Origin of the sequence: Pseudomonas sp. Sample_9, from assembly GCF_004307535.1 — a bacterium.
GTDB lineage: Bacteria > Pseudomonadota > Gammaproteobacteria > Pseudomonadales > Pseudomonadaceae > Aquipseudomonas > Aquipseudomonas mercuritolerans.
Genome location: NZ_RAZO01000008.1, coordinates 37709 through 49394, shown reverse-complemented (window position 1 = coordinate 49394; position 11686 = coordinate 37709). Strand labels below are relative to the sequence as shown.

Here is an 11686-nt window from a genome sequence, read left to right as displayed (position 1 = left end):
CTTACTTCTGCTGCGTCAGCGCCGAGTAGCTGTTCATCAGGTTGCGATAGTTGGGGATACGCTGCGACAGCAGATTGCCCAGGCCTTCAATGTCGTTGCGCCAGTCGCGGTGCAGTTCGCAGGCCACCGAGAACCAGTTCATCATCTGCGCGCCAGCCTGAGTCATGCGGCTCCACGCGGCTTGCTGCACGGTGGTGTTGAAGGTGCCGGACGCATCGGTGACTACGAACACATCAAAACCTTCCGCCAGTGCCGACAGGGTCGGGAACGCTACACAGACATCCGTTACCACACCGGCAATGATGATCTGCTTGCGCCCGGTGGCTTTGATCGCCTTGACGAAATCTTCGTTGTCCCAGGCGTTGATCTGGCCAGGGCGAGCGATGTACGGCGCATCCGGGAACATTTCTTTCAGCTCCGGCACCAGCGGGCCGTTCGGGCCTTGTTCGAAGCTGGTGGTAAGGATGGTTGGCAGGTCGAAGAACTTGGCCAGATCCGCCAGCGCCAGCACGTTGTTCTTGAACTCGTTCGGCGAGAAGTCCTGCACCAGCGAGATCAGACCGGTCTGGTGATCCACCAGCAGCACGATAGCGTCGTCTTTGTTCAGGCGGTTGTAGGTTGGAGTGGTCATGGTGTGCGTCCCTTTTCAAGTTTGAAGTTTTGTTGTTGCGTTCAAGTTGGGTACAGATTACTGACGCACAGCAAAGGGATAAATCGGCTGAAAAGCGTTTCACCGTCCACTCAAAGAGGACAATGCCAAGAGTCGAAATGCTAGACGGCTAATCCGCCGGAACGGCGCCATGCTATGCTCCGACAGAGAAAACGAGGGGTTAACAATGAGCGAATCAGCCACTGACAGCGTCGCGAGCGAAGTATGCAAGCTTGCGGAAAAACACCGCATTGGCGCCGAGCGTGACGGCCTGAGCCGCATGGCGGCAACGATAACGCAACTGGCTGGTGATACCGTCGAGCTGGATAATGTTGAGCAGTTGCTGGTTAATCTGAAGCGAAAGGGTGTGTTGAACAAGGCAGAAATCATGGCCTTGCAAGGACGTTACCTTCAGGAAAAAAGGCGTTCGAAAAAGCAGCTCAGCGCATGACGTTCGACCCCTTCGGCGATTTCGAAACTGAAGGCTACCTTCGCAACTCGCTCAAGCTGAAAGACCCGGTTGAAGTAAAGGAATCGGAACATCTCTCTTTCGAAGCCAGTATCGAAGACGCCCTTGCTCATCTGGCAAAAAAGAGATCCATCGACTATCAAGCGATACTCAAAACTCATGAAATCCTGTTTGCCGGTTTCTACCCATGGTCAGGCAAAGACAGGAATGAGCTTGTTCCCCACCTCGCGGTTTTCAAAGGATCAAAAGAAGATCCGCATCACACACCTTTCGAGCGACCTGAGCTGATCAAAAGATCCGTCGAATATGCGCTGGAGCTCGCTACAAACAAAAAACGCTTCCGCGAGCGCCCCGGCGAGGTGATGGGCCAATTGGCTTTCGCTCATCCGTTTCTGGATGGTAATGGGCGGACTATCCTGCTCGTTCACATGGAACTGTGCTATCGAGCCAAGTTCGCCATCGATTGGTCGAAGACCAACAAAGATGCGTATTTACGGGCGCTCAGCGACGAGATCCGCGATCCTTCCAGAGGCCACCTGGACGACTATCTGAAGCCCCACGTCGTAGACATCTCAAGCCGTGAGGAATGGCCCGAAGTGATTGGCGGTATCAAAGGGTTGGACGGTTTGGATAAGGAAGGAATCGTCTACGCGAATCTGGACAATCCCGACATTCAGCAACTGTATGAAACCTACAGAACGCAGCCAATAAAGTGACCAAGAAGCCTGCTGTTAAAAGCAGGCTTTATTTGTCTGGCGGCCTGCGCGACGCAGACCTGCTTACGCGCCCTGACGACTCAAGCTGAAATTCACTCAATCGTAAAACGGCTCAACCAACGCCCGACTACCGACAAAGAAACTGTCCGCCACCAGGCGCAACGGTTGCAGATCCAGGTCGCTGGCCTTGTCGCTGATCAATTGCTGGAAGTGGCGATAGACCGCTGCGTACTCGCCCTCCTCCGAGACGCTTTGGCGCACGCCGTCGATGCTCAGCACCGCGCCGCCATTGTCCAGGCGCAGAACGCCCTCGGTGCAGCGGATTTCGATGCTCCACAGTTCGTCGTGGCCGTGGTCGAAATCAAACTCGGCGCGGACGTCCAGTTGACGTGCGTCAGACATTTTGATCGAGGCGGCAATCGGCGACTGGCAGTTGCTCGGTACGCGCAGTTCGGCGGCTTCGACAAACAGCGGCAGCGCCAGCAGGTGGGTGATGATCGACAAGGCGTTGATGCCCGGGTCGAAGACGCCGAGGCCGCCCGGTTGCCAGATCCACGCCTGGCCCGGATGCCACTTGCGCACGTCTTCCTTCCAGTCGATCTGCACGCTTTGCAGGGTGCGGCTGGCAAGCCATTCACGTGCAGCAGCGATGCCCGGTGCATAGCGTGAATGCCAGGCGAACAAAGCGCTGACGCCTTGTTCCGCGACTTGATCGACCAAGGCCATGGCTTCGCCCAATGTTGCACAAGGCGGCTTTTCCACCAGCACGTGCTTGCCGACCGCCAATGCCTGTTGCACCAGCGCGAAGCGCCCTTGTGGCGGCGTGCAGAACGCAATTGCGTCGACAGTCGGGCCGTTTTCGAGCAGTTCGCCCAGCGACTGGAAGTTCTCCACCCCGGCGCAAGGTTTGCCTTGGGTTGCGACCGCCACCAACTGGAACGCAGGGTTGGCGAGGATGGCGGGGACGTGTTGATCCTGGGCAATTTTGCCGTAGCCCACCAGGCCGAGACGAATCGGTTGCATTACAGACTCCTGTTGTTGTTTTGGTCGTTGCAGCGCAGCGGCAAGAGTACGTGTTTCTGCGCTCGCCTCCAATCGTCATACTATTTAAATCAGGTTTGCTCGCGGCGAACGCATGGCTTATTCGTCATTTCTTCTTACACCTTTTGTCGTCCGATCCCGCACTGCGCGGCGATCGGCAGCCGGCGATCAGCCTCAATTTGCTATCATGCGGCGCTTTTACGGTTAACCCCCCGCCAGTCCTGCCGACTCGCGGGCTGCAAAAGGCGGTATTAGATGACGGCTTTGTTGACTCGCCGCAAGGTACTTGCGGGAATGGGCGTGCTCGGGCTCGGCCTGCTCGCCGGTTGCGATACCCGTGGCCAACTGTCCTACAAGTACGGCAAGGATCTGAGCGACAAGATCCTCGGACGCACCTTCAAGCTGAAGAATCCCGAAGGCGAAACCATGTCGCTGTCGAGCTTTCGCGGGATGATGCCGATGATCTTTTTCGGCTTCACCCAGTGCCCGGCCGTTTGCCCCACTACCCTGGCCCGCGCCGCACAGATCAAAAAACTGATGGGCCGCGACGGCGACCGTTTGCAGGTGGTGTTCATCACCCTCGACCCGGAACGCGACACGCCGCAGATCCTCGACGCCTACGTCAAAGCCTTCGACCCGAGCTTCGTCGCGCTGTACGGCACGCTTGAGGAAACCAAGGCCACCGCCAAGGAATTCGACGTGTTCTACGAGAAAGTCCCCGCCGGCGACACCTACACCATCTCCCATACGTCCACCAGCTACGTCTACGACTCGCGTGGTGAGTTGCGCCTGGGCCTGTCCACTTCGCTGACAGCCCAAGAGTGCACGGAAGATTTGCTTACTGTTATGGAGGTCTGCTGATGCATCCCGTTCTGAATCACCTCAAACGCACCGTATGTGCACTGTCCCTGCTCGGCCTGGCCTTTCAGGCGTCGGCGCAGACCAAAGTCGACGACGCCTGGGTCCGTGCAACGGTGCCGACCCAGTCTGCCAGCGGCGCGTTCATGACCGTCACTGCCGACAGCGACAGCAAACTGCTCAGCGTCGCCTCGCCAGTGGCCAAGGACGTACAGATTCACGAAATGAGCATGAAGAACGATGTGATGACCATGGGCCCGGTAAAGTCGGTTGAGCTGCCTGCCGGCAAAGCCGTGAGCTTCGATCCGAACGGCTACCACGTCATGCTGATGGGCCTGACCGGTCAGTTGAAGGAAGGCGACAGCGTGCCGCTGACCCTGACCGTGGAAAACGCCAAGGGCGAGAAAGAAACCATCGAAGTCAAGGCACCGGTCCGCGCGCTGACCAACATGGGCGGCCACGATCACAGCAAGATGCATTGATCGCTGACTGAAAGACTGTTCGCCTGACAGAAAAACGGGGCGGCCTGATCGATGATCAGGCCGCCCCGTTTTTTTGATGTGTGCAGAATTAACGCTTGCGGGCCAATGCGTTGCGCACGCTTTCCGGTGACATCCCTGAGCTGGAACGGGTCATGGGTTCAACGACGGTCGCCTTGGCCAACTGTTCCTTGCGCTTCGTTACCTGACGCCAGTGGTAAGCGAAATATCCGACTGCTACCACGATCCCCAACCAACCGAACACCGAACTCACGAAGAACCACAGCGCCAGTGTGACCCACACGGTTTTCGAGTTGAACAACTTCAAACTGTCGTCGGCAGGCACCGGTTCGACCGGCGTCTGTGGCGCCTCCGGTACTTTCTGCATCCCCTGCAGATCAAAGCGCAGCGCGAAGTCCGCCCCGGGCACAGGCACCTCGATCTGATTGCCTTCAGCACGATGCACGCGAATTTCGCCATCGACGAGCGAGACGGAGCTGAAACTGATCTGGGTGTCACAGCGAATCTCGCCGTTGACCAGGGTCACGACCGTTCGTTGTGAGTCAGCGGGAGTGTCGCGCATGTCGATTCCTTGAGCGTTCCACGTCGGACGACGTGCGAAGGGAAAATCCGTTGGAGGCAAATGCTACTGAGTGGCTACTACGCTGTCCAGAAGCGTGAACCCGGCTGCAAATTATCCGGCTCGAGCGTGTTCGGAGTAACCAGCCTGATGGAAAGCGTGCTTTACATCTGAATCAACATCAGCAACCATGTAAAGGGTCTTTTACATAGGAAGTGAAGAATGAACCGGTACCACCTCGAATTGGGCGCAGCATTAATCCTCTACATGCTGGTGCTGACAGCATCATTGATTGCCTCGCAATACCTGATGGATGCGCACCTCGTGCTGCGCTCGGCCGTCGCACTGACGCCGATCATTCCGGCGGCCCTGATGTGCTGGGCCATCGTGCGGAACATGCGGCGCATGGACGAAATGCATCTGCGCATCCAGTTCGAAGCCTTGGGGTTCGCCTTTGCCGCCTCGGCATTGGTGACCTTCAGCTATGGTTTTCTGGAAAACGTCGGCGCCCCGCATATCCCGTGGACGTGTGTGTGGCCGGTAATGGGGCTGATGTGGATTGTCGGCCTGCACATTGCGCGACGCCGCTACCAATGAAAAACCGTCTCAAGGAATTGCGCGCCGAGCGCAAGTGGTCGCAGGTCGATCTGGCCGAACGCCTGAACGTGTCGCGCCAGACGATCAACGCCATCGAAAACGAACGCTACGATCCGAGCCTGCCATTGGCGTTTCAGATTGCCCGGGCGTTTGAGCTGCCGATTGAGAGCATTTTTGATGGTGGCGAATCTTGAATGGCAAAAGGGGCAACACACGTTGCCCCTGTTCGATCAACTCCCCGCACCACCATGCGCTTCTTCAAAGAAGTAATCCTTCCAGCTCCCCGCCTTGTTTTTCAACACACCCAGTTCCTGCAATTTCTCGGCGTAGATGAACGTGCGTTGCGGTACGACGGTGAAGTCGATTTCCGGGTCTTGGACGATTTGCTCGACCAGAGCCAAGGGCAATTTCGATTGCTCTACGCGGATGTAGGCCTGGGCAGCGGCGGGCTTGTCGGCTTTGATGATCTGCTCGGCTTCGGCCAGTGCGTCGTAGAACGCCTTGTAGGTTTTCGGGTTGTCGTCGTGGAATTTTTCTGTGGTGTAGAGCACGTTGAACGTCGCCGGGCCGCCGAGGATGTCGTAGGAGCTCAGCACTTTATGCACGTTGGGGTTTTGCAGCGCCTGGTATTGAAACGGCGGGCTGGAGAAATGCGAGTTGATTTCCGAGCCGCCGGCGATCAGCGCGGCGGTGGCGTCCGGGTGCGGCAGGCTGACCGAAATGTTGTCGAACTTCTTGAACTGGTCATTACCGTATTCCCTGGCAGTTTCAATCTGCAGGGTACGCGACTGGAAGCCTACGCCTGCGGCCGGCACGGCGATACGGTCCTTGTCGCTGAAGTCCTTGAGGGTTTTGATGTTCGGGTTGTTGGTCAGCAGGTAATTGGGCATCGAGCCCAGCGCGGCGATGGCTTTGACGTTCTGTTTGCCCTTGGTGCGGTCCCACACAGTAAGCATCGGCGGCACGCCGGCCGAGACCACGTCCAGCGCTCCGGTCAGCAGCGCCTCGTTCATCGCCGTGGCGCCGGAAATGCTGTTCCAGTCGACCTTGATCTCCAGGCCCTGGGCCTTGCCGTGTTTCTCGATCAATTGTTGATCGCGCACGACGTCGAGAATCAGGTAACCAATGCCGAATTGCTGGGCGATGCTGATTTTGCCCTCCGCCCGGGCGCCGCTGCTGAACAGCGCGCCCGCTGCCAGAGTTGCGGCCAACAGAGTCAGCGCAGAACGTTTGAACGGTGTGGCCATGACAACCTCGCAGCATGGGGATGGGCTGAAAAGCCTGACTTTATAGCTATAAAAAATTGAAATTAAATATCTTTATCGCATATCGATAGCACTGAGCGATTTGACGTCTGCTGCTGGAATTCAGGAGCAGTGGATCGACCTACAACAGTCTGAAACAAAAAACTGCCCCTCCGAAAAACGGCCATACGTCCCACAACCCACGCCCGCTATGGGCACGCGCCGTTCCAGCGATCGCCAGCCGCAGGTTTTAATAGCCGATCAGCCTTCCTGCCCTTGGTATCATCACCCACACTTTTTTGACCCTTTGATGACAAGCAGGCCTTTTTTGTGAGCGCTCTTTTCAACTGGCTGCGGCGGCCGAATGCCCGCCTTTTTTCTCTCATCGTTCTGGTGTTGATCGTGCCGGTGTGCCTGCGTGCAGCATTGGGCTGGTCGACACCGCTGGGCTTTTTGTCGGATCTGGCCTTCGGCAGTTTGCTGGTGGTAACGCTGCATCGCCGCGCATGGTGGCTGGCCTTGCCGGTGCTGATGTTCTGGGCGCTGCTGGCGATCGCCACGGCAGAATTGGTCAGCGCCGTCGGCCGCCTGCCGACGCCTTCGGATATTCACTATCTGATCGACCCGCAATTCGTCGAAAATTCCACTGGCGGCGGACTTGCGCACCCTGCCCTGGCCATGGCTTTGCTGGGTGCCCTGGTTTTCTGGCTGCTGACTCAGTTTGTTGGTCGCGGCTTGTCTCGCCCTGCTCTGCCTCGCTCCGTCTGGGCCGCGCCTATTGTGTTGTTCGCCGCACATTGGGGCGCGCAAAACCTGTGGCCGAATGACGGCGACGCCTGGCGCCTGTACAACCTGCCGCATCAGTTGCTCGCCAGTGAAGTCGCCGACCTGCAGATCCAGGCCGAGGAATGGCTCGACGGCGACGTTGAAGAACCCACACCGGCGATGGCCGGGCTCACCGACGTCGATCTCAATGGCCAGAAGCTGCTCGCCGCGCCGGGCCAGGCGCGCAATGTATTGATCATCGCGCTCGAAGGCATCCCCGGCGCCTACATCCGTGCCAACCGTGAGGCGATCGGCAGTCATTATCAGGAAGACCTGATGCCCAACCTCAGCCGCTGGGCCGAGCGCGGCATGAACACCCCGGATTACGTGCTGCACACCCATCAGACCATTCGCGGTCTGTACGCCATGCTGTGCGGTGACTACGACAAGCTCAACAATGGCACGCCCAAAGGCGTGGAAATGCTCACCCTCAACGAACGCAATCAGGCCTGCCTGCCGGCACAATTGCGCGAGCACGGCTTCAGCACGCATTACTTGCAGGGCGCGGGCCTGCGCTTCATGGCCAAAGACAAGATCATGCCGCACATCGGTTTCGATGCGACCCACGGTCTGGAATGGTTCAGCAACAGCAACTACCTGGAATTCCCCTGGGGCAAGGATGACAAGGCGTTTTTCGAAGGCGCGCTGGATTACGTCGGCCAACTGAAGAAGCAAAAACAGCCATGGATGCTCACGCTGCTGACGGTCGGTACCCACCAGCCCTACTCCGCACCGGACGATTATCTGCAGCGTTATGAAACGCCAAAGCAGGCTGCTGTGGGTTATCTCGACGATGCGCTGGATGAATTTCTTTCGGGGCTGGAGCGCCAAGGCTTTCTCAAGGACACGTTGGTGGTGATCACCTCGGATGAATCCCACGGCATCGACGGCGTGCGGCTGGCCTCCTCGTGGGGTTTCAATCTGACGCTGGCGCCGGAGCAGGCGCAACTGCCGCGCCTGAATGCCGGGGTCTATGGTCACGTCGATCTGAGCACCTCGATCCTCGACTATTTCGACCTGCCGGTGCCGACTGCGCTGAGCGGCCGCTCGCTGTTTCGCGACTACGATTCCGGGCGCGAGATCATGTCGTTCACCAACGGCAAGCTGCGCTATCACGACGGCCAGGGCATCTTCTCCGAATGCGACCTGCCGCGCCGCTGCCGCTACTACCAAAGCACCGGTTTCATTGCTGACAGTGCCACCTACAAAGGCACCTACAGCGGCCACCCGGCCCGGCAGATCGCCGCGCGCGCCGATGCGCTGGACCTGTCCCTGCTGCGCACACCACTCAATCATCGCTACCAGTTCGGCAGCAACAACATCATCCCTCTGCAAGCGCAGATCAAGGATGACTGGGCCGACAACCTTATCGGCGCGCAATACCTGGAAATGCCCAAAGGCTCGCACACCCGCGTGCGCCTGACCGTGCGCTCGGTCGATCCGCAGCAGGCGGCGTACATTCAGCTCAAGGCCAAGGAATTTGAACAGGACGTGCAACTGGGCCTGCCAACAGAAATGATCGCCACGGCGGACCAGCCGCTGGAGATGGATTTCAGCTTTGAAAACCCGCAGCCGCGCAAAGCCTTCTCGTTTCATTTGTTGGGTTATGGGCAAGGCGCAGTAGAAGTCAGCGACTTCAGCGTCATCACCGAATTGCCCGGCCAGGAAGACATCCTCGACGACGTGCCGGAGGACGACACCGCACAATCGAGCTAACCCCTGTAGGAGCTGCCGAAGGCTGCGATCTTTGCTTTTGATTTTTTGATGAACAAAGATCAAAAGATCGCAGCCTTCGGCAGTTCCTACCTGTGCGGTGAAAGAGTTTGCCTATCGGTATCCAATAGTCGGGCTATTAGCCGACTTGCCAACTCGGGTCTAGCCTTACCAGTCCGAAGTCGGCACGAGCCGGCCGCAGACCTGATAGGGATACGAACATGGCAAACGAATCGAAATGCCCGTTCAACCACGCCGCCGGCGGCGGTACGACGAACCGTGACTGGTGGCCGAATCAACTCAATCTGAAAATCCTCAGCCAGCATTCACCCAAGTCCGATCCGCTGGGCCAGGACTTCGACTACGCCAAAGCCTTCAAAAGCCTCGACTTCCAGGCGCTGAAACAAGACATCAAAGCACTGATGACTGATTCTCAGGACTGGTGGCCGGCCGACTTCGGCCATTACGGCCCGCTGTTCGTGCGCATGGCCTGGCACAGCGCCGGGACCTATCGCACCGCCGACGGCCGTGGCGGCGCCGGCTCCGGACAGCAACGCTTCGCCCCGCTCAACAGCTGGCCGGACAACGTCAGCCTCGACAAGGCCCGCCGCCTTCTCTGGCCAATCAAGCAGAAATACGGACGCAATATTTCCTGGGCCGACTTGATCGTGCTCACCGGCAACGTCGCCCTAGAGTCGATGGGCTTCAAGACCTTCGGTTTCTCCGGTGGTCGCGCCGATGTCTGGGAACCGGATGAAGATGTGTACTGGGGTTCGGAAACCGAGTGGCTGGGCGGCGACAACCGTTACGGCAAGAGCAACGGCCCGGTGCAGGAGCCCGGCGACGGTACGCTGGTGGCTGAGCCTGATTTGCATGGCCGTGAAGAAAGCCGCACCGATCAGGGCGAACGCAACCTGGAAAATCCCCTCGCTGCCGTACAGATGGGCCTGATCTACGTCAACCCTGAAGGCCCGGAAGGCAACCCGGACCCGGTGGCCTCGGCCAAGGATATTCGCGAAACCTTCGGCCGCATGGCCATGAACGACGAAGAAACCGTGGCGCTGATCGCCGGCGGCCACGCCTTCGGCAAAACCCACGGCGCCGGCCCGGCCGACAATGTCGGTCCGGAACCGGAAGCGGCCGGTCTGGAGCAGCAAGGCTTGGGCTGGAAAAACACCTTCGGCACCGGTAAAGGCGCCGACACCATCACCAGCGGCTTGGAAGTGACCTGGACCACCACACCAACGCAGTGGAGCAACAACTATCTGGAAAACCTGTTCGGCTTCGAGTGGGAGCTGACCAAAAGCCCGGCGGGCGCCCATCAGTGGCAACCGAAAAACGGCGCCGGTGCAGGCACCGTTCCCCACGCTCACGATCCGAACAAGAAGCTCTCGCCGACCATGCTCACCTCCGATCTGGCGTTGCGCTTCGATCCGGCCTATGAACAGATCTCGCGGCGCTTCCTGGCCAATCCCGACCAACTCGCCGACGCGTTCGCCCGCGCCTGGTACAAGCTGATCCATCGTGACATGGGTCCGCTCTCTCGCTACCTCGGCCCGGAATTGCCGCAAGAGGAGTTGCTCTGGCAAGACCCGCTGCCCGACGTAACGCACCCGCTGATCGATGACAGCGACGCCTCGGCGCTGAAAAACAAGGTGCTGGCTTCAGGGTTGTCAGTGTCGCAACTGGTCTCGACCGCGTGGGCTGCAGCATCGACCTTCCGCGGTTCGGACAAGCGCGGTGGCGCCAACGGCGGACGCTTGCGTCTGGCCCCGCAGAAGTTCTGGCAGGCCAACCAGCCCGAGCAACTGGACAAGGTGCTAAGCACACTGGAAGGCATTCAGAACGAGTTCAACGGTTCTGCTGCCAATGGCAAGAAGATCTCGTTGGCGGACCTGATCGTCCTGGCCGGTAATGCCGGGGTGGAAAAAGCCGCGCAGAGCGCCGGGCATTCGGTGTCGGTGCCGTTTTCACCGGGCCGCGTCGATGCTTCGCAGGAGCAGACCGATGTCGAATCGTTCGGCTTTCTCGAACCGATCGCGGATGGCTTCCGTAATTACAGCAAAGGCAAATACACGGTTGCGGCGGAAACCCTGCTGATCGACAAGGCGCAGTTGCTGACGCTCACGGCACCGGAAATGACCGTGCTGCTGGGTGGTCTGCGAGTGTTGAACACCAATGTCGGCCAGACGCGGCATGGCGTGTTCACCGATAAAACCGAAACGCTGAGCAACGACTTTTTCACCCACCTGCTGGACATGGGGGTGGAGTGGACGCCGACTTCAAGGGATGCAGATGAGTTCGAAGGCCGTGACCGCAAGACCGGGGCGCCAAAGTGGACGGCGACTCGGGTGGATCTGGTGTTCGGCTCGAATGCGCAATTGCGCGCATTGGCCGAGGTGTATGCCAGCGCGGATGCCAAGACGCAGTTCGTCAACGATTTCGTCAAGGCATGGACGAAGGTGATGAATCTGGATCGGTTTGATCTGCGTAAATAGCTGTTTGTTGTGCCAAT

Annotated in this window: 12 protein-coding genes; 8 read left to right on the top strand and 4 right to left on the bottom strand. The window is 58.7% G+C overall.

All coding sequences use genetic code 11. The features are described 5' to 3' along the window. Nucleotide 1: 1 nt before the first annotated feature. Complete coding sequence (ycaC, locus tag D6877_RS00740) at nucleotides 2-631, bottom strand: isochorismate family cysteine hydrolase YcaC (RefSeq protein WP_016774235.1); 630 nt, start codon at nucleotides 629-631, stop codon at nucleotides 2-4. 205 nt (nucleotides 632-836) lie between these two features. Here ycaC and D6877_RS00735 point away from each other — a divergent pair, with 205 nt between their 5' ends. After that, nucleotides 837-1100, top strand: coding sequence for a hypothetical protein (locus tag D6877_RS00735; RefSeq protein ID WP_130909541.1), 264 nt, complete (start codon nucleotides 837-839; stop codon nucleotides 1098-1100). Continuing rightward, on the top strand, nucleotides 1097-1834 hold the full coding sequence (locus D6877_RS00730; protein WP_130909540.1) for a Fic family protein: 738 nt from the start codon (nucleotides 1097-1099) through the stop codon (nucleotides 1832-1834). Before D6877_RS00735 ends, D6877_RS00730 begins: the two co-directional genes overlap by 4 nt. A gap of 96 nt (nucleotides 1835-1930) precedes the next feature. Here D6877_RS00730 and D6877_RS00725 read toward each other — a convergent pair whose 3' ends face one another. After that, nucleotides 1931-2857, bottom strand: a complete 927-nt coding sequence (locus tag D6877_RS00725; RefSeq protein ID WP_130909539.1) for a Gfo/Idh/MocA family oxidoreductase — start codon at nucleotides 2855-2857, stop codon at nucleotides 1931-1933. Between the two features lie 273 nt (nucleotides 2858-3130). Here D6877_RS00725 and D6877_RS00720 point away from each other — a divergent pair, with 273 nt between their 5' ends. Both D6877_RS00720 and D6877_RS00715 read left to right on the top strand, forming a co-directional pair. After that, entirely contained in the window at nucleotides 3131-3736 is a 606-nt protein-coding gene (locus tag D6877_RS00720; RefSeq protein WP_016774221.1) for an SCO family protein, read from the top strand. Beyond that, entirely contained in the window at nucleotides 3736-4215 is a 480-nt protein-coding gene (locus tag D6877_RS00715) for a copper chaperone PCu(A)C (protein ID WP_073475275.1), read from the top strand. Before D6877_RS00720 ends, D6877_RS00715 begins: the two co-directional genes overlap by 1 nt. Nucleotides 4216-4303: 88 nt before the next feature. Here the strand turns inward: D6877_RS00715 and D6877_RS00710 are convergent, their stop codons facing one another. Then, entirely contained in the window at nucleotides 4304-4795 is a 492-nt protein-coding gene (locus D6877_RS00710) for a hypothetical protein (RefSeq protein WP_071171860.1), read from the bottom strand. Between the two features lie 219 nt (nucleotides 4796-5014). On the opposite strand from D6877_RS00710, the gene D6877_RS00705 reads away from it, so the two are divergent. Together D6877_RS00705 and D6877_RS00700 are read left to right on the top strand one after the other, a co-directional pair. Next, nucleotides 5015-5389 (top strand): hypothetical protein, encoded by a 375-nt coding sequence (locus D6877_RS00705; protein ID WP_130899769.1) that lies wholly within the window; start codon nucleotides 5015-5017, stop codon nucleotides 5387-5389. Further along, a complete protein-coding gene (locus tag D6877_RS00700; RefSeq protein WP_130909538.1) occupies nucleotides 5386-5583 on the top strand; it encodes a helix-turn-helix transcriptional regulator in 198 nt (65 codons plus the stop codon). Before D6877_RS00705 ends, D6877_RS00700 begins: the two co-directional genes overlap by 4 nt. Before the next feature lie 36 nt (nucleotides 5584-5619). On the opposite strand, the gene D6877_RS00695 is transcribed toward D6877_RS00700, so the two are convergent. Continuing rightward, nucleotides 5620-6636 carry an ABC transporter substrate-binding protein gene (locus tag D6877_RS00695; RefSeq protein WP_130909537.1) on the bottom strand — a complete coding sequence of 339 codons (1017 nt, stop codon included), beginning with the start codon at nucleotides 6634-6636 and terminating at the stop codon, nucleotides 5620-5622. A gap of 327 nt (nucleotides 6637-6963) precedes the next feature. Between D6877_RS00695 and D6877_RS00690 the strand changes: the two genes are divergently transcribed. Continuing rightward, complete coding sequence (locus tag D6877_RS00690) at nucleotides 6964-9174, top strand: LTA synthase family protein (RefSeq protein WP_130909536.1); 2211 nt, start codon at nucleotides 6964-6966, stop codon at nucleotides 9172-9174. Between the two features lie 218 nt (nucleotides 9175-9392). After that, a complete protein-coding gene (katG, locus tag D6877_RS00685; protein WP_130909535.1) occupies nucleotides 9393-11669 on the top strand; it encodes a catalase/peroxidase HPI in 2277 nt (758 codons plus the stop codon). Nucleotides 11670-11686 lie beyond the last annotated feature (17 nt).

Bases quoted from the DNA above. Each gene is read 5' to 3' on its own strand.
- ycaC (WP_016774235.1), bottom strand. From the start codon at position 631: ATGACCACTCCAACCTACAACCGCCTGAACAAAGACGACGCTATCGTG.
- D6877_RS00735 (WP_130909541.1), top strand. From the start codon at position 837: ATGAGCGAATCAGCCACTGACAGCGTCGCGAGCGAAGTATGCAAGCTT.
- D6877_RS00730 (WP_130909540.1), top strand. From the start codon at position 1,097: ATGACGTTCGACCCCTTCGGCGATTTCGAAACTGAAGGCTACCTTCGC.
- D6877_RS00725 (WP_130909539.1), bottom strand. From the start codon at position 2,857: ATGCAACCGATTCGTCTCGGCCTGGTGGGCTACGGCAAAATTGCCCAG.
- D6877_RS00720 (WP_016774221.1), top strand. From the start codon at position 3,131: ATGACGGCTTTGTTGACTCGCCGCAAGGTACTTGCGGGAATGGGCGTG.
- D6877_RS00715 (WP_073475275.1), top strand. From the start codon at position 3,736: ATGCATCCCGTTCTGAATCACCTCAAACGCACCGTATGTGCACTGTCC.
- D6877_RS00710 (WP_071171860.1), bottom strand. From the start codon at position 4,795: ATGCGCGACACTCCCGCTGACTCACAACGAACGGTCGTGACCCTGGTC.
- D6877_RS00705 (WP_130899769.1), top strand. From the start codon at position 5,015: ATGAACCGGTACCACCTCGAATTGGGCGCAGCATTAATCCTCTACATG.
- D6877_RS00700 (WP_130909538.1), top strand. From the start codon at position 5,386: ATGAAAAACCGTCTCAAGGAATTGCGCGCCGAGCGCAAGTGGTCGCAG.
- D6877_RS00695 (WP_130909537.1), bottom strand. From the start codon at position 6,636: ATGGCCACACCGTTCAAACGTTCTGCGCTGACTCTGTTGGCCGCAACT.
- katG (WP_130909535.1), top strand. From the start codon at position 9,393: ATGGCAAACGAATCGAAATGCCCGTTCAACCACGCCGCCGGCGGCGGT.